General features: G+C 50.0%; 23 protein-coding genes. 15 read left to right on the forward strand and 8 right to left on the reverse strand.

Annotation, left to right across the window (positions count from 1 at the left end; all coding sequences use genetic code 11):
- Nucleotides 1-35 precede the first annotated feature (35 nt).
- The 3 genes from BLU97_RS16065 to BLU97_RS09215 all read right to left on the reverse strand — a co-directional run bounded on the left by BLU97_RS16065 (nt 36) and on the right by BLU97_RS09215 (nt 1369).
- Complete coding sequence (locus tag BLU97_RS16065; RefSeq protein ID WP_175456354.1) at nt 36-137, reverse strand: smalltalk protein; 102 nt, start codon at nt 135-137, stop codon at nt 36-38.
- Between the two features lie 15 nt (nt 138-152).
- Nucleotides 153-707 carry a DNA-binding protein gene (locus BLU97_RS09210; protein ID WP_074761261.1) on the reverse strand — a complete coding sequence of 185 codons (555 nt, stop codon included), beginning with the start codon at nt 705-707 and terminating at the stop codon, nt 153-155.
- A 470-nt stretch (nt 708-1177) separates the two neighbouring features.
- On the reverse strand, nt 1178-1369 hold the full coding sequence (locus BLU97_RS09215) for a DUF4113 domain-containing protein (RefSeq protein ID WP_254771694.1): 192 nt from the start codon (nt 1367-1369) through the stop codon (nt 1178-1180).
- Nucleotides 1370-1390: 21 nt separating this feature from the next.
- Between BLU97_RS09215 and BLU97_RS09220 the strand changes: the two genes are divergently transcribed.
- Both BLU97_RS09220 and BLU97_RS09225 read left to right on the forward strand, forming a co-directional pair.
- Nucleotides 1391-1714 carry a hypothetical protein gene (locus BLU97_RS09220; RefSeq protein ID WP_254771695.1) on the forward strand — a complete coding sequence of 108 codons (324 nt, stop codon included), beginning with the start codon at nt 1391-1393 and terminating at the stop codon, nt 1712-1714.
- 34 nt (nt 1715-1748) lie between these two features.
- The gene (locus tag BLU97_RS09225) at nt 1749-2201 is read left to right on the forward strand and encodes a YcbK family protein (RefSeq protein ID WP_074761263.1); all 453 of its coding nucleotides are present in this window, start codon (nt 1749-1751) and stop codon (nt 2199-2201) included.
- 5 nt (nt 2202-2206) lie between these two features.
- Here BLU97_RS09225 and BLU97_RS09230 read toward each other — a convergent pair whose 3' ends face one another.
- Nucleotides 2207-2611 (reverse strand): PaaI family thioesterase, encoded by a 405-nt coding sequence (locus BLU97_RS09230; protein WP_074761264.1) that lies wholly within the window; start codon nt 2609-2611, stop codon nt 2207-2209.
- A 141-nt stretch (nt 2612-2752) separates the two neighbouring features.
- On the opposite strand from BLU97_RS09230, the gene BLU97_RS09235 reads away from it, so the two are divergent.
- From BLU97_RS09235 to BLU97_RS09290, 12 genes are all read left to right on the forward strand, one after another.
- Entirely contained in the window at nt 2753-4396 is a 1644-nt protein-coding gene (locus BLU97_RS09235; RefSeq protein WP_074761266.1) for a DUF2207 family protein, read from the forward strand.
- Nucleotides 4397-4434: 38 nt separating this feature from the next.
- Nucleotides 4435-4641, forward strand: a complete 207-nt coding sequence (locus BLU97_RS09240) for a hypothetical protein (RefSeq protein ID WP_074761268.1) — start codon at nt 4435-4437, stop codon at nt 4639-4641.
- Nucleotides 4638-6062, forward strand: a complete 1425-nt coding sequence (locus BLU97_RS09245; protein WP_074761270.1) for a bifunctional metallophosphatase/5'-nucleotidase — start codon at nt 4638-4640, stop codon at nt 6060-6062. Before BLU97_RS09240 ends, BLU97_RS09245 begins: the two co-directional genes overlap by 4 nt.
- A 44-nt stretch (nt 6063-6106) precedes the next feature.
- Nucleotides 6107-7486, forward strand: coding sequence for a TMEM43 family protein (locus tag BLU97_RS09250; protein WP_074761272.1), 1380 nt, complete (start codon nt 6107-6109; stop codon nt 7484-7486).
- A 1-nt stretch (nt 7487) separates the two neighbouring features.
- Complete coding sequence (locus BLU97_RS09255) at nt 7488-8510, forward strand: AAA family ATPase (protein WP_139208968.1); 1023 nt, start codon at nt 7488-7490, stop codon at nt 8508-8510.
- Nucleotides 8511-8529: 19 nt separating this feature from the next.
- Complete coding sequence (gene miaA / locus BLU97_RS09260) at nt 8530-9462, forward strand: tRNA (adenosine(37)-N6)-dimethylallyltransferase MiaA (protein ID WP_175456361.1); 933 nt, start codon at nt 8530-8532, stop codon at nt 9460-9462.
- Nucleotides 9453-10388 (forward strand): diacylglycerol/lipid kinase family protein, encoded by a 936-nt coding sequence (locus BLU97_RS09265; protein ID WP_074761275.1) that lies wholly within the window; start codon nt 9453-9455, stop codon nt 10386-10388. Before miaA ends, BLU97_RS09265 begins: the two co-directional genes overlap by 10 nt.
- 151 nt (nt 10389-10539) lie before the next feature.
- Nucleotides 10540-12489 (forward strand): glycogen debranching enzyme N-terminal domain-containing protein, encoded by a 1950-nt coding sequence (locus BLU97_RS09270; RefSeq protein WP_074761276.1) that lies wholly within the window; start codon nt 10540-10542, stop codon nt 12487-12489.
- A 12-nt stretch (nt 12490-12501) separates the two neighbouring features.
- The gene (locus BLU97_RS09275; protein WP_074761278.1) at nt 12502-13770 is read left to right on the forward strand and encodes a glycosyltransferase family 4 protein; all 1269 of its coding nucleotides are present in this window, start codon (nt 12502-12504) and stop codon (nt 13768-13770) included.
- Between the two features lie 50 nt (nt 13771-13820).
- On the forward strand, nt 13821-15233 hold the full coding sequence (locus BLU97_RS09280) for a glycoside hydrolase family 57 protein (protein ID WP_074761280.1): 1413 nt from the start codon (nt 13821-13823) through the stop codon (nt 15231-15233).
- Between the two features lie 58 nt (nt 15234-15291).
- Nucleotides 15292-16350, forward strand: coding sequence for a cache domain-containing protein (locus BLU97_RS09285; RefSeq protein WP_074761282.1), 1059 nt, complete (start codon nt 15292-15294; stop codon nt 16348-16350).
- A gap of 7 nt (nt 16351-16357) precedes the next feature.
- The gene (locus BLU97_RS09290) at nt 16358-17107 is read left to right on the forward strand and encodes an exodeoxyribonuclease III (RefSeq protein WP_074761283.1); all 750 of its coding nucleotides are present in this window, start codon (nt 16358-16360) and stop codon (nt 17105-17107) included.
- A 12-nt stretch (nt 17108-17119) separates the two neighbouring features.
- On the opposite strand, the gene BLU97_RS15665 is transcribed toward BLU97_RS09290, so the two are convergent.
- The gene (locus BLU97_RS15665; protein ID WP_081352945.1) at nt 17120-17746 is read right to left on the reverse strand and encodes a hypothetical protein; all 627 of its coding nucleotides are present in this window, start codon (nt 17744-17746) and stop codon (nt 17120-17122) included.
- A gap of 169 nt (nt 17747-17915) precedes the next feature.
- On the opposite strand from BLU97_RS15665, the gene BLU97_RS09300 reads away from it, so the two are divergent.
- Nucleotides 17916-19613 (forward strand): SulP family inorganic anion transporter, encoded by a 1698-nt coding sequence (locus BLU97_RS09300; protein WP_033149795.1) that lies wholly within the window; start codon nt 17916-17918, stop codon nt 19611-19613.
- Nucleotides 19614-19629: 16 nt separating this feature from the next.
- Here BLU97_RS09300 and BLU97_RS09305 read toward each other — a convergent pair whose 3' ends face one another.
- The 3 genes from BLU97_RS09305 to BLU97_RS09315 are packed head-to-tail and all read right to left on the reverse strand — an operon-like array spanning nt 19630 to nt 21709.
- On the reverse strand, nt 19630-20277 hold the full coding sequence (locus BLU97_RS09305; protein WP_074761285.1) for an MBL fold metallo-hydrolase: 648 nt from the start codon (nt 20275-20277) through the stop codon (nt 19630-19632).
- Nucleotides 20277-20903 carry a 16S rRNA (guanine(527)-N(7))-methyltransferase RsmG gene (gene rsmG / locus BLU97_RS09310; RefSeq protein WP_074761287.1) on the reverse strand — a complete coding sequence of 209 codons (627 nt, stop codon included), beginning with the start codon at nt 20901-20903 and terminating at the stop codon, nt 20277-20279. Before rsmG ends, BLU97_RS09305 begins: the two co-directional genes overlap by 1 nt.
- On the reverse strand, nt 20900-21709 hold the full coding sequence (locus BLU97_RS09315; RefSeq protein ID WP_074761289.1) for an RsiV family protein: 810 nt from the start codon (nt 21707-21709) through the stop codon (nt 20900-20902). The genes rsmG and BLU97_RS09315 overlap by 4 nt, the downstream gene beginning before the upstream one ends.
- Nucleotide 21710: the final 1 nt, after the last annotated feature.

Genomic DNA, 21710 nt, shown 5'->3' on the forward strand with positions numbered 1-21710 from the left:
GTTTTCTTTTTGCAGTGCAGGTCCTTGGCTATTTTCTAAAGCCCCATGCACGAGGTGGCACCCAGTGCCGTTACAATCGCCGTTGCGATACTGGCAATCATCTGTACGATGAACTTAAATGTTTCCTTCTTTGTCATAGCTCACCTCCTTTCTTAGTCTCCGTACGACTCATCGTCGTCACCGCTGTTGCCACCCTGGTTCTGGTTACCGCCGCCACCAGTGTTTCCACCGGTATTGCCGCCGCCGTTCGATGGCTGGTCAGGATCCTCGATGTCGCCGCTGTCGCTGCTGGTCACGCGCTTCAGCACCTTACCGTCCTCGTCCAGGCAGGTAATCTGGATGGCCGTATTCTTCAGCTCGTCCTTTACGTCGGTGCTGGGGGTGAACACGATACGACGGGTGGTGATCAGGCCAGTCTTCACATCCTCCAGGTCCTCCACGGCCTTACTGCGCACACCAAATCGCATGGTTCCCAGTCCTGGCAGGGGCACTGAGTGACCTTCGGTGGCCCACGTGCGGATTACGTCACCTGCAGCATCCCAAGCTGCCTTAATTACACCTGCAGAGATACCACTACGAGTGGCTGCGTCGCGAAACACCTTCTTCTCTGCGATTGCACTATACAGGTCGGGGCGCATAATGAAACGCTTACCTGGTTTGTTGCCGATTTTAAGCTCTCGACGCTGAGCAATTACTTTAATCGCCATAATTCAATTAGTTTTTAAATAGTTTGTTTGTTAAATATTTTACTTATTCTCGCTTTGTCGCTTTGGAGTGCAGGTTTTAACCGCTATTAGTACTTTCAATTGTTACTATTAATGCGCGCAATTTCTAGAATTAATTCTCGCAATTTTTAGCCTTAATGCCGCTGCTCTTGCTCTCTCAATTTGACAATGCAAAGGTACGAAAAATTCAAATACAAAACAATAGTTTCCCCCGATTATTTTTCATAAAATCAAATATTTTTTTAGACTACTTTGTCGGTGTTGCACAGTTGCACAGTTGCGCAGTTGCATTTGGTACCGACAACGTAGCCTAAACAGTTACTTATTATCTTATATATATTATATATTATAATATATAATATATATAAATATTATATTAGATTTTTAACGCGCGCACCACAATATAGCAATTACTTAAAGCAACAGTGCAACGGCGCAACAGCGCAACAGCGTTACTTCAGTTTAATCACATCTTTCCAGCGAGTGGTATAGCAGGGACTTTTGTGGTCGTGCTTAATGGCATTGGCAAATACATTGGCCTTTCCTTTTCCGTTTTTTTGCGTGTATTGCTGAGCTCCAATAACAACTGTTTCCGATCCATGCATGCGGTTAATACGGTCTACCACTTCGTCAAGTCTTCTCATCTTTTGTAGATAGATTGGCGATTGGCTGAACTGATAGTAAACATACAGTATGCCTGCCAGCGTTATTACTTTGGTGCGATGGCCGAAGCCTACTTCGACAACAAACTGAAGGATGCCAGCGTAAACGTGCAGCGACGTCAGAAAACCTACGAAGGTTTCGAACGCCTGCCCGATGTGTTTACAACCGACGATGTGGTGCGTTGTTTCCAGCTTAAGAGTGCTGCTACAGCCTATATGCGAATAAGTCGTCTGACTAAGGACCGACTGATAGAAAAGGCCGAAGACTATGTTGAAGATGGTTGCGCCAAGGTGCGCTATCGTAAAACCGGTCTGCTCATGATCTAACGTCCTAACATCCTAACAAACTAACATTAAGAAAATGGAACCAATAGTACAGTTAAACAGTAAAGCAAACCTCTCCGAGCATTTTGTGCTCGGAGAGTTCACCAGGAGCAAGTATCCTGAAGTATATAATATCCCTAGTCATGAGGTTATTGCGCATTTGAAAAACCTCTGCACTTGGCTGGAGGTTTTGCGAGAGAAAGCCTCACAACCGATTATCATTAACTCAGGTTATCGATCGCCACAGTTGAACCGAAAGGTTGGGGGAGCGCCCACCAGTAATCACTTAACGGGTTGTGCCGTGGATATCCGCACTAACGGTATGGAGCAGGCCATCTGTTATGCAGCCATCCTCATAGCCTACGCCAATGAATCAGCACAGGATTATGACGAACTGCTGATGGAGAAGAACCGCTATGGCGCCGTATGGTTGCACTTTGCTGTACGACCCAAAGAAAACAGGCGCAAGGTCGCGTTTATACGAGCGTAGACAAGCTATTCTTTCGGGAGGGGCTTGGATTTGCGGTAGCCCATGCCGGTGACGTGGCAGATGAGTTTGCCGTCCTGGTTGGTGACGCTTACCTGAACGGAGGGAATCTTATGGTGATCGGCCACGAAGGTGGCTTCGGCCCTAAGATGGTCGCCCTCGATAGCGCTGGCCACGAACATAATGTTGTTGGAGATGCCGAAGGTCAACTCGCCGTGCTGGTTCATTAAGGCGGCGATGGCAAGGTCGGCTAAGGTGAAGAGGGCACCGCCCTGGCACACATGACCGCCATTCAGGTGCATGGAGGTAACGGTCATCTCTGCTACAGCATGCTGATCGTCTACCTCTACAATCCTGCAACCAGCGCCAGCTGCAAAGTGGTCGGTCTGGTTAAGTAATTCTTTAATATCCATGTTTATACTGTTTTTTGCGTGCAAAGATACATAAAAATATGTTTTATTAAAGCCAATTAACATAGTTTAAAGGAAGAAACGTTAAATATTAGTGTCGAAAGGAGCAACTTTCGGCACTATTTTTTAAATTTGCACCTTGTAATGAAAGCGAAATTGACAATTGTACTTTTACTGCTTGGGGTGATACAGGTGTTGGCCCGTCCGCAGTTGCACGATCTGGACATACGGGTGGTGCTCGACAGGAATGGCGATGCCCTGATTACTGAAACACGACAGATGACCATCGACAGCGAGGGTACAGAGTGCTATATCGGCTTGGCTAACATGGGCCCAAGCATTGTAAAGAACCTGACAGTGACCGACGAAACGGGCGCGCGATACGTATATACGGATTGGGACGTGAACGAGAGTCGCAGTTGGAAACAGTACAAATGCGGTATTGTAACTACCAAGCGCGGTTTTGAGCTGTGTTGGGGCCTGGGTGCCGAGGGCGAGCGCACGTACACCACTACCTATGTGATGACTGGACTGGTGCGCGGCTATCCCGATGCCTGTGCCATCCGCCACGTGTTTCTGGATACCGCTGTATCGCCTAAACCCGAGCATGCCCGTGTGGCTATTACCATGGCCGACAGTACGATGGTGATTAACGAGGACTCGTGCGGTGTGTGGGGCTTTAAGTTCGAGGGCGAGATATGGATGCAGGATGGCTTTGTGATGGCCGAGACCACCAAGCCCATGAGCAGCGAGGCAGGTCTGTACCTGATGGTGAAATTCCCCAAGAGCATGTTTGAGCCTACCGTATGGGAGAACGATACCTTTGAGAATAAGAAAGACGAGGCCTTTGAGGGTAGCGACTACGTGTATGATGAGGACGACGAGGACGATATGAGCCCCTTTGAGTGGGTGCTGTTCATCCTGTTTTACGGCGGTGCAGCCCTGGTGGTTATTGGTGGCGCCGTGTGGCAGATTTACCGCGTATGGCGAGCTAATCGCCAACTGAACAAGGGGCTGATGTGGTATCGCGGCGTGCCGCTGAAAGGCGATCTGCAGGAGGCTAATAAAATATTGAATGCCTATAAATATTTTAACAGCGATTATAACAATCTGATGTCGGCCTGTATTCTGAAGCTCATCAGTATGGGTATTATCACCATCGAGACGAAACCTAACTCGAAGGGGAAGATGGAGCCTAACTTTGTGATGCACGACTATAAGGATATTGACAAGCAGCCTGTGCTGATGCGCCAGCTGTACAAGATGTTTAAGGATGCGGCAGGCAGCGACAGGATACTGGAGCCTTGGGAGCTGAAGTCGTATATGAAGAGCAGAACCCACCAGAGTGCTATCGACCAGTTTATTACTACCTTGCACGCCAAGAAGGATCTGTCGAAATATCCTCCATACGATAAGGATGTGAACGAGGTGTTTGGGTTACGAAAATTCTTGAAAGAATTTACACTGCTTGACGAGCGCGAACTGAAGGAAGTAAAGTTGTGGAAGGATTATATGATATATGCCACGCTGTTTGGTATTGCCGATAAGGTGATTAAGGAGATGAAGCAGGTGAACCCTGCCTACTTTGATATGGACCGCGTGGCCAGTACCATGGCCGACAACATGACGCTGCCACTGATTTACAGTACCCTGCAGCGTAGTACATCGAGTGCTGTGGCTGCCAAGGCAGCACGCGAACACCGTGCACACGGTGGTGGCGGACACTCGTCGTGGGGAGGCGGCGGAGGCGGCTTCTCGGGCGGCGGCGGAGGTGGCGGCGTGCGTTAAACATGAAACGATATAATAATTAAGGAACGTATAGCTAAATGAAACTGAAAGTGAATCGTACAACCATCGAGTTGTTTGAGGGCGCAGAGATACGCCACGCATTGATTACTTATCTGACCAGAAGGCGGATGAGCTTGAAGTTTTTGGAACAGTTAGAAGTACGCGACGTGTGGGGGCATGAGATAGATCTGGATGCTCCCGCAAGTGCATTTACCCAAATCAGACTGACATTTAAAGAGCAATGATGAAGAAACTGGTATTGGCATCGCTGATGCTGCTGGCAGGACTGGGTGTTCAGGCGGGCGAAAAGAAAGAGCTACACATACTGAGTGCTAACGATATGCATGCGGCTATAGAGTGCATGCCACGCTTAGGATTCGTGGCCGACTCGCTGCGTGCCTTGTATCCTAACTTGCTGGTGCTGAGCGCCGGCGATAACCGTTCGGGCGAGCCCCTGAACGATATGTACGAGATACCTGCCTATCCGATGGTGGCGCTGATGAATATCATAGGTTTTGATGCAACCACGCTGGGTAACCACGAGTTCGACTCGGGTCAGGAGGGCTTGGCCAAGCTCATCAGTATGTCGGCTTTCCCCACGCTGTGTGCCAATGTGCAGCCCGATGCCAAGTGGAATATGCACGTAAAACCCTATCAGGTGTTTGATTGCGGCGGTATCAAGGTAGGTATCGTAGGTGCTGTGGCGCTGGGCGCGATGGGTATCCCCGAGAGTCACCCTATGAACACCACGGATATTAAGTTTACCGATCCCTTGGAGACTTTGCAGCAGTACCAGTTCCTGCGCAAGGAGTGCGATGTGGTGCTGTTTCTCTCGCACCTGGGCTTTGAGAGCGATGTGAAGCTATCGAAGGATCTGCCTTGGGTGGATATCATCGTGGGTGGACACAGTCATACCCAGCTGAAGGGTGGCGAGATGCACAATGGCTTGTTTATCACTCAGAACAAGAACCGCCTGGCTTGTGTTACCCATACCACACTGACGCTTGAGGATGGCAAGGTGGTGGATCGCCAGGCCGAGAACATTGCCATTCGTGGTGGTAAGAACGAGAACAAGGTGGTTAGGGGCCTGGTGGATTATTTCTCGCAGAACCCTGCCTTCTACCGTGTGCTGGCACAGGTTGACACGCCGTTTGAGTGCTACGAGGAGTTGGGTAACATGATGTGTGATGCCTACAAGGTGGAGGGGCATGCCGACCTGAGTTTCCAGAATCCGGGTGGCGTGCGCTATGAAACCAAGCCCGTGGGTGGCTTTACCGTGGCCGATGCCCTGAGACTGGACCCATTCCAGAACGAGGCTATCGAACTGCAGCTGACAGGTAAGGAGCTGATAGATATGATGAAGAAGTGCTACGACAACGATAACCAGGGATTCCCCTATGTGAGTGGCATGAAGGTGGACTACACTGTAGACCCAGCTACCAAGGCCCTGACAAAGGTGGTGCTGTATGGCGAGGACGGCAAGAAGCTGAACCTGAAAAAGACCTACAAGGTGATTACCAACAGCTATACGGTGGCCATCAGCGCTACAAACCGCAAGGACCCAGGTAAGGGTATCGGTAAGATTACAGCGCAGCTGATTATGGACTATCTGGAGCACCAGGGCCACGTGAGCTATCAGGGCAGCAGGAGAATCTTTAGACATTAAAGATTAAACATTAACATTATACCAATAACCTATTATTTATTATTATGGCTTATCAAGAAGTAAGAACAACGGGATATGGAACCCGTGTGGGAAATTCGTTTAAGGCAATAGGCGGCGGCATTGTGCTGTTCTGTCTGGGTACTGCATTACTGTGGTGGAACGAAGGGCGTGCCGTGAAGACAGAAAAAATGCTGGAAGAGGCAGGCAGCGCCTATGTAGAGATGCCTAACCCCGCCAAGAAAGATGCCCAGCTGGAGGGCGAACTGATTTGTGGTACGGCACTGGCCACCACGCAGGATTCGCTGATAGATAAGGATTTTGGCGTAGGCGCTAAAGCCATTGCCATGCAGCGTAGCGTAGAGTACTACCAGTGGGTAGAGCATGCTAAGGAGCAGAGCGAAGACAAGTTGGGTGGCAAAGAGGTAACTACCACCACCTATACCTATACAAAAGAGTGGGTGAGCCGTCCCGTTGAGAGTGCCGAATTCAAGGATCCCGCTTATCAGAAAAAGAACATGGTGCTGACTACCGTTGAGGACGACCAGCAGTATGCCGAGAACGTAGAGTGGGGCGCCTACAAGCTGAACGAGAGCTTGATTCACGCCATCTCTTCGCGTGAGGCACTCGACCTGACCATTGCCGAGGATCTGCTGAAGCAGTTGGATAAGAATACCCAGACTGCCTATGAGCGATTCTATGGTGCCCCAAAGAATAACAATCAGCCTGCACCTGAGGCCCAGCAGCCTGCTGCCATCCCCGATTCGATCAAGGCCCTGCTGCCTGATTCGGTAAAGGCCCAGCTGGACTCGATACAGGCTGTGAACGACTCGATAAACAAAGCCATGGAGGCTGCCCAGAACAAGAAGGATCTGGCCTATGTACACCAGGCTGGCAACGTGCTGTACTTTGGACGTGTGCCTGGAAGTCCTGAGGTAGGTGATGTGCGCGTGACCTTTGAGAAAGTGGTGCCTGCCAAGGTAACGGTGATGGCCGTGGTGGATGGCGACACCTTTAAGCCCTTTAAAGCCAAGAACGGCAAGCGATTCCAGACACTGGTGATGGGCAAGAAGAGTGGCGACGAGATTATTGAGGCCAAGAAAGAGGGTAACAACTTTATTAAGTGGGCCCTGCGCATTGTGGGTATCCTGATGGTGATTGGCGGACTGAAGGGCATCTTCGGATTCCTGGAGACCATCCTGAAGGTGGTACCATTCATCGCTGGCATTTTCGGCTGGGGTGTTGGCTTGGTATGCACCATCCTGGGTGTGGTATGGAGCCTGATAGTGATTGCCCTGGCATGGCTGTTCTATCGTCCGCTGTTGGGCATTACCTTGCTGGTTATCGCAGGTTTCCTGGTATGGGTATTTGCCTTTAAGGGCAAGGATAAGTTGAAGGAACTGGCCGCTAAGGCTGCAACCAAGTAATATGATGGATTTTAAAGAGTTTGCCAATAAGTTTCTGAAAGGGTGTGGCTGCGTGAGCATCATCTGCTTCGTTCTGGTAGCCCTCATCTGCATTTTCGTGCCCGATGAGGAAGAGGAGAACAAGGATGAGAACCAGACGGCCCAGACGGAACAGGTAGAGAAACGTGACAGCGTGATTGTGAACGAGCCCCTGGAGGGCGACCCCTACCAGGAGCTCGACGAGCTGATAGGCTTGGGCAGCGTGAAGGACGAGGTGCGATCGCTGGCCAACTTTGTAAAGCTGCAGAAGCAGCGCGAGGCCAAGGGACTGAAAACGGCTAAGGTAAGCTACCACCTGGTGTTCTACGGATCGCCAGGTACGGGTAAAACCACCGTGGCTCGTATCGTGGGTCGTATTTATAAGGACCTTGGCGTGCTGAAGCGTGGACATACCGTGGAGACCGACCGTGCAGGCCTGTGCGCCCAGTACGTGGGACAGACAGGCCCAAAGACCGACAGCGTGATTATGAAGGCGCTGGATGGTGTGCTGTTTATCGACGAGGCCTACTCGCTGGTGCCTGAACAGGGCAATGGCAACGACTACGGACAGGAGGCCATATCTACCATCCTGAAGCGTATGGAGGACTATCGCGACCGCCTGGTGGTGATCGTGGCTGGTTACAAGAACGAGATGCAGCGCTTTATCGACTCGAACCCCGGCTTGCAGTCGCGCTTTAATCGCTATATCGATTTCCCCGATTACACAGGTGGCGAGCTGGCTCAGATATTCAAGATGTACATGAAGAAGAACCAGTACACCCTCTCGGCCGATGCTGAGCAGTATCTGAAGGAGCGTTTTGAATATGCCGTGGCGCACAAGGACCGCAACTTTGGTAATGCCCGTTATGCGCGTAATGTGTTTGAGAAGAGCATACAGGCCCAGGCCAATCGTTTGGGTGGTATGAGCAATCTGAGCAAGGACCAGCTCACGGAGTTGACGGCTGATGACCTGAAGGCCGGCTTCGCATCTAAATCGAATATATAACAATGTGCTAATGAATAGAATGATAACGATATTGGGACCAACAGCCTCGGGTAAAACACCCGTGGCGGCCCACCTGGCAGCCAAGATCGGGGGCGAGATTATCTCGGCCGACTCGCGTCAGGTTTATCGTCGCATGGATATCGGAACGGGTAAGGACCTGGCCGACTACGGCGAGGTGCCTTATCACCTGATAGATATCTGCGAACCAGGTACCAAATACAATTTGTTTCAATACCAACAGGATTTTTACGATGTCTACCAGGATATACAGGGTAGGGGCAAAACACCCGTGCTGTGTGGTGGTACGGGCCTTTATATCGAGGCTGTGCTGAAGGGCTACAAACTATCGCCTGTGCCTCAGAACCAGGCGCTGCGCGACAGTCTGGAGGGTAAGACACTACCAGAGCTTACCAAGATGCTGCAGGAGCTGAAGGCCAGAACGGGCTCGAACATGCATAACAAAACAGATGTGGATTCGTGCCAGCGTGCCATCCGTGCCATCGAGATTGAGACGTATAATCTCGAGAACCCAGTGCCCCGCCGCGAGCTGCCACCTGTGGATTCGCTCATCATCGGTATCGACATCGACAGAGAGCTGCGACGTGAGAAGATTACCCGCAGATTGAAAGCTAGACTTGAGGAAAGGCAACGGGTAGGCGCGTCAGCGGGAATGGGAATGGTCGACGAAGTGCGCCGTTTGCTCGACGAAGGCATTGCACCCGAGGATTTGATTTACTACGGGTTGGAGTATAAATTCTTGACAGAATATATTACAGGACAGCTCACATACGATGAGATGTTCAGCAAGCTCGAGATAGCCATTCATCAGTTTGCCAAGCGACAGATGACGTGGTTCCGCGGCATGGAGCGTCGTGGCTTTACCATCCACTGGATTGATGCCACCCTCCCAATGGACGAAAAAGTGAATAAAATATTAGAACTATGGCAGTAGAAAGTACAAGATGGGGCATTCTGTATTGCCCTAAAACAGGTATCTTTAACTCGAACAAACGTTGGGAAAGAATACAGAAGGCGCTGGACGAGCGCCACGTGCTGTACGACTTTGTACAGAGTGAGACAGCCGACAGTGTGGAACGACTGGTGAAAATGCTGATACAGAACGGCTACAAAACCATTGTGATTGTGGGTGGCGACTCGGCCCTGAACGATGCCGTGAACTGCCTGATGATGGAAGAGAAAGCCGTACGCGACGAGATTGTCTTGGGCGTGATACCCAATGGCGTGCTGAACGACTTTGCCAAGTTCTGGGATTTCGATGATGATAAGATAGAGCAAACCATCGATTGGCTCATCAAGCGCCGTGTGCGCAAGATCGACCTGGGATGCATTCGCTATACCAACAAGAATGGCGACAAATGTCACCGCTATTTCTTGAATTGTATTAACATCGGATTGACTGCCGACATCATGAATCTGCGTCGCCAGACGCGTCGTTTGTTCGGATCGCAAACCTTATCGTTCTTGGTAAGTTTGTTTGTGATGCTGTTCCACCGCATGGAGTACAAAATGAAGCTGAAGATTAACAGCGAGGTGATAGAGCGCAAGGTGATGACGGTGTGCATAGGTTCGGGCCCCGGCTACGGGCAGACACCTAATGCAGTGCCCTATAACGGCATGCTGGATGTGAGCGTGGTTTACCACCCCGAGGTGGTGCAGTTGATCGAGGGTTTGTGGCTGTTGGTGGCAGGCCGATTCCTGAACCATCGCAGCGTGCATCCTTACCGCACCAAGGAGATTGAGGTGGAGTATGCCAAGAAAGCCATCGTGGGCATTGATGGGCGCATGATGAAAACGCCTGTGGGCTCGTACAGAATTACGGTTGAACAAGAAGTTGTAAATTTCTTGATACCTGAATAAGAATAAGGGTGCGCAACGATTGCGCACCTTTTTCATTAATTATAAATAAATGTTAAATATCGTTTTGGTTTCTTTGAGTTATGCATAAAAATGCCTACCTTTGGAAAATCAAACTTGAATATTCACTAATAAATACCTTTAGACAGGAACTATGAGCTACCTACGTTTAGAAAAGGCCGTGATGACTAACCTGCAGGAAAGTCTGGTCCGTGAGTTCCTCCGAACCAATCGTTCGGGCGCCTATAGCAGCTCTACACTGGTGGACTGTAATACGCGAAAGTACCACGGATTGCTGGTAGTGCCCGTGCCTGAGTTGGATGACGAAAACCACGTGTTGCTTTCGTCGCTCGACTGCACGGTTATCCAGCATGGCGCCGAGTTTAACCTCGGCCTGCACAAGTATCAGGGCAACAATTTTAGTCCTAATGGACACAAATACATCCGCGAGTTCGATGCTACAAAGGTACCTACTACTACCTATCGCGTTGGCGGAGTGATTTTGCAAAAGGAGGTTATCTTCCAACACTATGAGGATCGCATCTTAATTCGTTACACTTTGGTGGATGCACACTCAGCTACTACACTACGTTTCCGTCCATTCCTTGCTTTCCGCAGCGTGCGCCAGTTTACACACGAGAACGCTACTGCCAGCAGAGAGTACAGCGAAGTTGAAAATGGAATCAAGACCTGTATGTATGCCGGCTATCCCGACCTGTACATGCAGTTCTCGAAGAAAAACGAGTTTATCTTCCAGCCCGACTGGTATCGTGGCATAGAGTATCCGAAGGAGCAGGAGCGTGGCTACGCTTCGAACGAGGACCTTTACGTGCCTGGTTATTTCGAGTTGCCTATCAAGAAGGGTGAGAGCATTATCTTTGCTGCCTCTACCTCGGCCATCAAGCCAACGGCTATGAAGAAGCTGTTCGACGACGAGGTGGCCGATCGCGTGCCTCGCGACAACTTCTACCACTGCTTGGTAACAGCTGCACACCAGTTCCACCGCAAGGAGAAGAACCACGACCGCTATCTGCTGGCTGGTTATCCCTGGTTCAAGTGTCGTGCCCGCGATACGTTTATCGCCCTGCCAGGACTCACACTCGCTATCGGCGAGATCGACTACTTTGAGAAGGTGATGATGACAGCCGAGCGCGACCTGCGTGCCTTTATGGACGAGCAGCCACTGAGTGGAAAGATATACGAGATGGAGCAGCCCGATGTGCCCCTGTGGGCCGTATGGGCCATGCAGCAGTACGCCAAGGAGGTGGGTCGCGACAAGTGCTTCGAGATGTATGGCAAACTGTTACACAAGATTGTGAAGTATATACTGGACGGTAAGCACCCCAACCTGCGACTGGATGATAACGGCTTGCTCTACTCGAACGGAAAGGATAAGGCTGTAACGTGGATGAACTCTACAGCCAACGGTAAGCCCGTGGTGCCACGCTCGGGCTATATCGTAGAGTTTAACGCCCTGTGGTATAACGCTCTGAAATTCTGTGCCTCGATGGCTAGCGAGAAGGGCGATGTGAAGGGCGCTGAAATGATTGAAAAACTGGCTGCCAAGGTGAAGGATTCGTTCGTAGAAACCTTTGTAAACGAGTACGGCTATCTGCTGGACTATGTGGATGGCACGATGATGGACTGGAGCGTACGTCCGAATATGATTTTCGCTGTAGCCCTCGACTACTCGCCACTGAACCAGCAGCAGATGAAGAGCGTGGTGGATATCTGTACCCGCGAGCTGCTGACGCCGAAGGGATTGCGTTCGCTCTCGCCAAAGAGTGGTGGTTATAATCCTATCTATGTGGGTCCGCAGACCCAGCGCGACTATGCTTACCATCAGGGTACCGCATGGCCTTGGCTGGGTGGTTTCTATATGGAGGCCTGTCTGAAGCTGTACAAGCGCTCACGCCTGAGCTTTGTGGAGCGGCAGATGGTGGGCTATGAAGACGAAATGGACTATCATGCCATTGGTACCATCTCTGAACTTTTCGACGGTAACCCGCCATTCCATGGTCGTGGTGCCATGTCGTTTGCTATGAACGTGGCCGAGATTCTGCGCACGCTCAAGTTGATGGAAAAGTATTCATATCAAAAGTAAGGAGGAACTGCTATGAAGGTATTAATGTTTGGATGGGAGTATCCTCCTCACGTATTCGGTGGATTGGCCACCGCTAACTATGGTATCTCTGAGGGCCTGAAGGCTCAGGGCGATATCGAGACGGTTCTGTGCTTGCCTCACCCCTTTGGCGATGAGAGTCAGCATGCCTGCCGTATCGTTGCCATGAACGCTGTGCCCATTGTGTGGCGCGATGTAGATTACGACTACGTAAAGCAGCGCGTGGGCAATATCATGGATCCCGATTACTATTTTAAGTTGCGCGAGCATATCTACGCCGACTTTAACTATATGAACGTGAACGACCTTGGTGCCATGGAGTTTGCCGGTGGTTATCCTGGCAACCTGCACGAGGAGATTAATAACTACTCGATCATTGCCGGACAGGTTGCCCGCACTGAGGAGTTTGATATTATCCACGCTCACGACTGGCTCACCTTCCCCGCTGGTATCCATGCCAAGCAGGTAAGTGGCAAACCTCTGTGTATCCATGTTCATGCTACCGACTTCGATCGCTCGCGTGGTAAGGTTAATCCTACCGTTTACAGCATCGAGAAGAATGGTATGGACTGGGCCGATTGTATCATGTGTGTATCCGAATTAACCCGTCAGACGGTTATCAACCAGTATCATCAGGACCCACGCAAGTGCTTTACCGTTCATAATGCTGTGTACCCATTGCCACAGGAGTATCAGGATATTCCACGTCCCGACCATACTGGCAAGGAAAAGGTGGTTACCTTCTTAGGTCGTATCACCATGCAGAAAGGACCTGAGTACTTTGTAGAGGCCGCTACCATGGTGCTGCATCGTACCCGCAACGTGCGTTTCTGTATGGCAGGCTCAGGCGATATGATGGACGCTATGATCCATCTGGCTGCCGAACGTGGCATTGCCGACAGATTCCACTTCCCTGGCTTTATGCGTGGCAAGCAGGTGTACGAGTGCCTGAAGAACTCTGATGTGTACGTCATGCCTTCGGTGAGCGAACCATTCGGTATCTCGCCCTTGGAGGCCATGCAGTGCGGAACCCCAAGCATCATCTCAAAGCAGAGTGGCTGTGCCGAGATTCTTGATAACTGTATCAAGGTCGACTACTGGGACATCCACGCGCTGGCCGATGCCATCTACTCCATCTGTCATAACGAGTCGCTCTTTAACTACCTGAAGGATGAGGGTAAGAAGGAAGTAGACCAGATTACATGGGAGAAGGTGGGCAAATGGATCCGTACCCTCTACCTCCGCACCTTAGGCTGGGAATAAATTTTAATTGTACAATAAATGGTAAATAGTAAATTGTAAAATTGTAAATTATGAAAACAATTTGTTTATATTTCGAGATACATCAGATTATTCATCTGAAGCGTTACCGTTTCTTTGATATCGGTACCGATCATTATTACTATGATGACTACGAGAACGAGCGTAGCATCAGCGACATTGCCGAGCGCAGCTATATGCCCGCACTCAATGCCCTGCACGATATGATTAACGAGCATGGCAAGTACTTTAAGGTGGCTTTCTCACTGAGCGGTACTGGTATCGAACAGTTGGAGATGCATGCGCCACAGGTGCTCGAAAAGCTGCAGGCTATGAACGAGACTGGCTGCGTGGAGTTTCTGGCCGAGCCTTACAGTCACGGACTGTCGTCGCTGGCTAACCCCGACAGCTTTGCTGCCGACGTGAAGAAGCAGGCTGCTAAAATCGAGGAGCTCTTTGGCAAGAAGCCTACCGTGCTGCGCAACTCGTCGCTCATCTATAGCGATGATATCGGCGCTCAGGTGGCATCGATGGGATTCAAGGGCATGCTCACCGAAGGTGCTAAGCACGTGCTGGGATGGAAGAGTCCACACTATGTGTACCACTGCAACCTGGCACCAAACCTGAAGCTGTTGCTGCGCGACATCGAGCTCTCTGACGATATCTCGCTGCGCTTCAACAACTCGGAGTGGGACGGCTATCCACTCTTTGCCGACGCCTATATCGATCGTATCGCCCGTCTGCCCGAAGAGGAGCAGATTGTGAATATCTTCATGGAGCTCTCGGCACTGGGTATCGCTCAGCCACTCAGCTCTAACATCCTCGACTTCCTGAAGGCTCTGCCTGCACAGGCCAAGGCCAAGGGCATCACCTTCTCTACACCTACAGAAATCTGTAAGGCTTGCAAGAGCGTGAGTCAGCTGGATGTGCCTGATACACTCTCATGGGTCGACGAGGAGCGCGACGTGAGCTGCTGGTTGGGTAACGCCATGCAGCGCGAGGCTTTCACCAAGCTCTATAGCGTGGCCGACCGCCTGCGCATCGCCAACGATCCACGCATCAATCAGGACTGGGATTATCTGCAGGCTTCGAACAACTTCCGCTTCATGACCACCAAGCCTTCTAACGTAGGACTGGATCGTGGTATCTACAGCGGACCGTTTGATGCCTTCACCAACTATATGAATATCCTAGGCGACTTTATCAATCGTGTGAACGCACTTTATCCACTGGATATCGATAACGACGAACTGGAGGGCTTGCTGACTACCATCAAGAACCAGGGCGACGAGATTGAGATGAAGGATAAGGAGATTACCCGACTAAAAGCAAAGTTGGAGAAGCTGGAAGGCACTGAGAAGAAAAAGCCTGCTGCTAAGAAAGCTGCCGAAAAGAAACCGGCTGCCAAGAAGTCGGCGGCTAAGAAAGCGCCTGCCAAGACAAAGGCTGAGAAGAAAGCAAATTAATAATCATGGGGGGGCAGCTGGAAAAAGGCTGCCCCTATATTATCATAGTGTTTGATTGATGATGAAAGAGAAAAAAGGATCTTTTGCTTATAGAGTAGCCCTCAAGCTCTTTTTATGGGGACTGCTGGTTACTGCTGGCGTGGGATGTTTTTTCTATCACTACACGCTGAGGGAAACAACTGCGTTGTATGCTGAGAACTTTCACATTAGAATGCTGATTAATTATGAATATACACGCCGTGTGCTGTCCGACGTGTATGTGCAGGTAACCAACAATGTGGAATTTATCGAGAGCACACTTGATAAGCCCGAGTCCCACCTCAAGGTGATGGAGCGCATTGTGCGCAATGGCAATCGCGTGCACAGTTGTGGCATGAACTTTATCAGAAACTACTATCCAGAGAAGGGTGAACGGCACTGTCCCTTTGCCTGGCGTAATCCAAAAAATCACAACGAGATACTGTTGGAGGAGAAGGGGGATAAAGACTTCGACTACCTGAACGATCGCTGGTTTAAGGCCGTGATTGAGGGCGACACCAGCATGTGGAGCAACCCCTTCTATGATGGCTACGACAACCAGACGCAACTGGCTGCCTATATGGTGCCTATACACGATGCACAAGGCAATCCAGTGGCTGTGCTAGGAGCCGATGTGTCGCTCAACTGGTTGACACAAAAACTGGAGGAAACGGATAGCACGTACAACGCCCACACACCATTAGCCATCAAGATGCTGGGGCTCAAATCGCAGAGTTTTATCGTCAACTACGATGGTAGGTTCATCACCCATCCCAAGGCCGACAAACGCCTGGAGGACAACTTCTTCGACCATGTGCGAGGGGGCATGATGGGCAGGAAAACGATGTTGGAAAGAAAAATGAAACAGGGTTTGGTGAGTGGTAAGGAAACACGCGAGCGTTACCTGTTTAATGGCGAGGAGTGCTACTTCTTCTACACGCCACTGAAATTTACCGATTGGATGATGGTTACGGTGGTGCCTTGCAAGCAGTTGGATGTGCTGGCTGGTACCTATATGCTGCGATTGGTTGCCATCTTCCTGTTGGGCATGCTACTACTGGTGGTAGTAACATTTATGTATTTGCGATATGACAACTAAACGAAATATGAAACTGATAAGTTGGAATGTGAACGGCCTGAGGGCGTGCGAAGCGAAGGGATTTAGTGATACCTTTCGCCAGTTGGATGCTGATTTCTTTTGTCTGCAGGAAACAAAAATGCAGGCTGGACAGTTGGACTTGGCTTTTGAGGGCTATGAGAGTTATTGGAACTATGCCGACAAGAAAGGCTACAGTGGTACGGCTATCTTTACCAAGCACCACCCACTGAGCGTGGCCTATGGCATTGGTATCGACGAACACGACCACGAGGGCCGTGTGATTACTTTGGAGATGGAGGATTTTTACCTGGTAACCTGCTACACACCAAATTCGCAGGACGGATTGAAGCGCCTTGACTATCGTATGACATGGGAGAACGACTTCCGTGCCTATCTGAAGGGCCTCGACGCCAAGAAACCTGTGATACTGTGTGGCGACCTGAATGTGGCTCACCAGGAGATTGACCTGAAGAACCCTAAGACCAACCGTATGAATGCCGGCTTTACCGATCAGGAGCGCGAGCAGTTCACGACCCTGTTGGCTAGTGGTTTTACTGATTCGTTCCGCTATAAGTACCCTGAGCAGGTAACCTACTCGTGGTGGAGCTATCGTTTCCAGGCGCGCCAGAAGAACGCAGGCTGGCGTATCGACTACTTTGTGATTAGCGATCGCCTGCGTGACCGCATGGACGATGCCCGGATACATACACAAATACTGGGCAGCGATCACTGCCCAGTAGAGTTAACATTGAAGTAAGTGCGTTTGGGATTAAAGTCCCAGACCCTTCTTCAGTTTATTGGCGCCTTCGTCGATGGCATCGTTAGCCTTCTTCTTGGCATCTTCCTTTGCTGCATTGGCAGCGTCTTCAGCGGCCTTCTTGGTGTTGTCAACAGCATCCTGACCAGCCTTCTTGGCACCCTCAACAGCAGCATTGGCAGCATCAACGGTCTGATCTACTGCAGCCTGACCAGCCTCCTGAACACCACCTACAGCACTGGTAAGACCATTAACGAATGTCTCAGCAGGAGTAACAGTGAGTGTTTCAACAGCAGCGGCAACAGCGGCGTTATCGCCAGCAAAAGCCTTGATCTGCTCGGCATTGGCCTTCAGGAACTCCTGAACCTTGGTGACATACTCCTTGGCCTGCTCAGGATTGTTGGCAAGATAGGTCTTAACCTGCTCCTGAATGGCGGTCAGTGTTTCCTGCAGCTTGTTGGCGTCCTTGGCCTCGATCTGCTCTGTGAGAGTGGCCGTGATGGCATTCACTGCCTCATCCACGCTCTGCTCGGCTACTACTGTCGAATCGGCTGCCTCGGCAGATGACTGACTCTTGTTTCCACAAGATGCGAAACCCATGGCCATGCAGGCCACTACTGCGATAAGTACTTTTTTCATAATGCTTTGAATTTTTAAGTAAAACAATAAAAATGACTTGATATGTGGCAACAAAAATACATTTTTTTGCAATATGTTAGCGCAAACGTTGCTACTTTTTTGTTTTTTTTATACTTTTGCACGCGTTTTTTCAAGATAACAAGAGATTAATAGAGATTAATAGAAGATGATGACAACATTTGCATTCAAGCCGAAACTTTTGTCGACACTTCGGCACTACAACAAACAACAGTTTACCACCGACCTGCTGGCCGGTATCATCGTAGGTATCGTAGCACTGCCTCTGGCCATCGCTTTTGGTATTGCATCAGGTGTAACCCCTGAGAAGGGTATCATCACCGCCATCGTAGCTGGACTGATTATCTCGCTGTTGGGTGGTTCGAAGGTACAGATTGGTGGACCTACTGGTGCGTTTATCATTATTATCTATGGTATTATTCAGCAGTACGGTTTTGAGGGACTGACCATCGCCACACTCATGGCTGGTGTATTCCTGATCCTGTTTGGTGTGCTGCACTTGGGAACCATCATCAAATACATACCTTACCCCATTGTGGTTGGATTTACCAGCGGTATCGCACTCACCATCTTTACCACACAGATTAAGGACTTGTTTGGTTTAACCATGGAGAGCGTGCCCAGCGACTTTATCGAGAAGTGGGGCGCCTACATTGGCGACTTTGGTACCATCGACTGGTGGAGTACAGCTGTGGGTATCGGCTCGGTAGCTGTGATTGCTACATGGCCTATGGTGGCTAAGTACAACAGCCTGCTGAAGAAACTGCCAGGATCGCTGATTGCTATTATCGTAATGACTGTAGCCGCTCTGCTGCTCAAGCAGTATGCTGGCGTAATGAGTATAGAAACCATTGGCGACAGATTCAGTATCTCGAACCAGTTGCCTGATGCTGAAATGCCCGCTTTGTCGTGGGATGTGATTAAGGGTCTAGTGTCGCCAGCTATCACCATCGCCATTTTGGGTGCCATAGAATCTTTGCTTTCAGCCACTGTGGCTGATGGTGTGATTGGCGATCGCCACGACTCTAATACCGAATTGATTGCACAGGGTGTTGCTAACCTGGCCAGTCCCATATTTGGCGGTATCCCCGCTACAGGTGCCATTGCACGTACCATGACCAATATTAATAATGGTGGACGTACACCTGTGGCTGGTATCGTACATGCAGCCGTGCTGTTGCTCATCTTCCTGTTCCTCATGCCACTGGCACAGTATATCCCTATGGCCTGTCTGGCTGGTGTGCTGGTAATCGTGAGCTACAACATGAGTGGCTGGCGCTCGTTTGCTTCGATCATGAAGAACCCCAAGAGCGACGTGATTGTGCTGTGTGTTACCTTCCTGCTTACCGTTATCTTCGACCTGACTATCGCTATCGAGGTTGGTCTGATCTGCGCTTGCCTGCTGTTCATGCGTCGTATGGCAGAGACTACCGATGTGAAGGTTATCAGCGATGAGATCGACCCAGAGGAGGAGCAGAGCGACTTCCAGATGGGTAACCTTGAGCACCTGACTATTCCTGAGGGTGTAGAGGTGTACGAGATTAACGGTCCTTACTTCTTTGGAGCTGGTAACAAGTTCGAGGAGATTATGGCCAGCTTGCGTGGTCAGCGACCCAAAGTGCGCATTATCCGTATGCGTAAGGTGCCTTTCGTTGATTCTACGGGTATTCACAACCTCACTAACCTGTGTACCATGAGTCAGAATGACGGCATACAGGTAGTACTCTCGGGTGTGAACCCAACAGTGCAGGCTGTACTCCATAAGGCTGGATTTGATAAGATGTTAGGCGAGGAAAACATTTGCTCGCACATCAATATAGCATTAGAAAGAGCAAAAGAGTTGGTTTAAACACCAACTCTTTTTTTTATGCGTTCATATAAGGATTGTATTGCTGTTCGTCGCCAATGGTGGATTGTGGACCGTGGCCTGTATAAACTTTGGTATCGGCAGGCAGCGCTGCAAGCACATGCTGCAGACTGTGCATGATATCAGCATAGCTGCCACGCTCAAAATCGGTGCGGCCTATGCTCATACGGAATAGGGTATCGCCTGTAAACACCACCTTCTCTTCTTCGCACCAGAAGCTAACACCACCTGGTGTGTGGCCTGGGGTACGCAGCAGCTTGAACTGGTGGGTGCCAAAACGTATCACCTCGTTGTTGGCAAAGTAATGGCCTGGCTCAGGGTACGATAAGTTAAGCTTGATGCCTGCCATTGCCTGGAATTGTCCAGGGATATCTGTAATCAGCCACTCATCGTCGGCCGAAATCTCAGGCTTCAGTCCCCACGTGTCAAACACGGTGTTGATGCCAAAGTTATGGTCGAAATGACCATGGGTGCAAAGCAGGTGTACGGGCTTTAGCTGATGTTCGTTGATAAAGTTTACCAACGCATCGCGCTCCTCCTGATAGTAGGCACCACAGTCTATGATCACACACTCGTTGGTGTCGTCATAAACCACGTAGGTATTCTCCTGCAGGAGATTAAAGCTGAAGGTTTTTACGTGTAGCATTATAGTGGCAGATAGATAACGTACTTTTCCTTAAACCACTCTTCGCTGAAGAACTGCGAAATCTCAGTGGTTTCTACAATCTTATGATAGGGCTGCAACTCGGCCTGCAAATCGCCACCCTTAAGGCAGATAACGCCATTGGGCAGGGCATTCTGCTGAGTCTTCGAGATGTTCTTGCGCATCAGCTTTACCAGGTCGGGTAGGGGCATCACGGCACGACTCACGATAAAGTCGTACTTATCTTTCTCGTTCTCGCCACGCAGATGGGTGGGCTGACAGTTCTTCAGGCCAATGGCGTTGCACACCTCCTGAGCCACACGAATCTTCTTGCCTGTGCCATCAATCAGCTTAAACTGGCACTCTGGAAACAGAATGCTCAGGGGCACACCAGGAAAACCGCCACCTGTACCAAAATCCAGAATGCGTGTGCCTGGACGGAAGTTAATCATCTTGGCGATGGCCAGTGAGTGGAGTACGTGGTGCTCGTAAAGCTGGTCGATATCCTTACGCGATATCACGTTAATCTTGGTGTTCCAATCACGATAAAGGACATCAAGGGCGTCAAACTGCTGGCGCTGCTCGTCGCTCAGCTCTGGAAAATATTTCTGAATAATCTCTGCTGTCATTGTACTGATTTGATAAATGCGGGTTTTACAAATTTCTTAAGCTGGTCATAGGTAAGCACCAACTCGATAGTTCCTAACTCCAACGAGGCAATCTCAGAGGGGTTGAAAATAAAAGTGATGGTATTATCGCTCACAATAAAGTTCTCAGGTACGTACATTTCTACCTGGTCCAGATAACCTTTCTCCTTCAGTTGGTCAAGGTTCTGTGTCTCTGTCTTCTCCATGAGAGCCTTCAGTAACACGGGGGGCAACTGGGTTTCGTAGCCATCTACAAAAATATCCTTCATCCTGATTTCCTTTCCTGTCTCGACTTTGAAGTTAAACGGGATAAGCTGATGGATGCTGTTGGCATGGCCCTCGCTATAGTCGATAGTGGCCAAATAGGCCAAGGTGCGCTTCGAGGTTTGTTCGATAGTGGCATTGATAATGTAATGGAACTCGTACCACGAACGCTTGGTAGTGTCGGCACGATCGGTATTGTAGAGGGGCAGCATGTTGGTTTTATAACTCATGGTGTAGGCCTCGGCAAACTGATCCATGGCACCTTGCATACCCATATCGGCCTGATTAAAAAGGCGGTACACCACAGCCTCGTTTATCTTTTTGCCCACCTCGCCGCTCTCTTGGGTAGCGCAAGGCAGTTTTAAACTTACACTGCACACTGGCGATAGCTCTTCGTTTGATAGACGTATGGTTTTTTCCGACTCGAGCATCTCGAAAGTCAGTTTGCCTTCGTCATCATTTCTACAATCCGTAAAAACGGTGAGAATAACGAAAATGAGCGTGTATTTGAGTTGGTTTGTCATA

The sequence above is a fragment of the Xylanibacter ruminicola genome, from assembly GCF_900107775.1.
Classification (GTDB): Bacteria; Bacteroidota; Bacteroidia; order Bacteroidales; family Bacteroidaceae; genus Prevotella; species Prevotella ruminicola_C.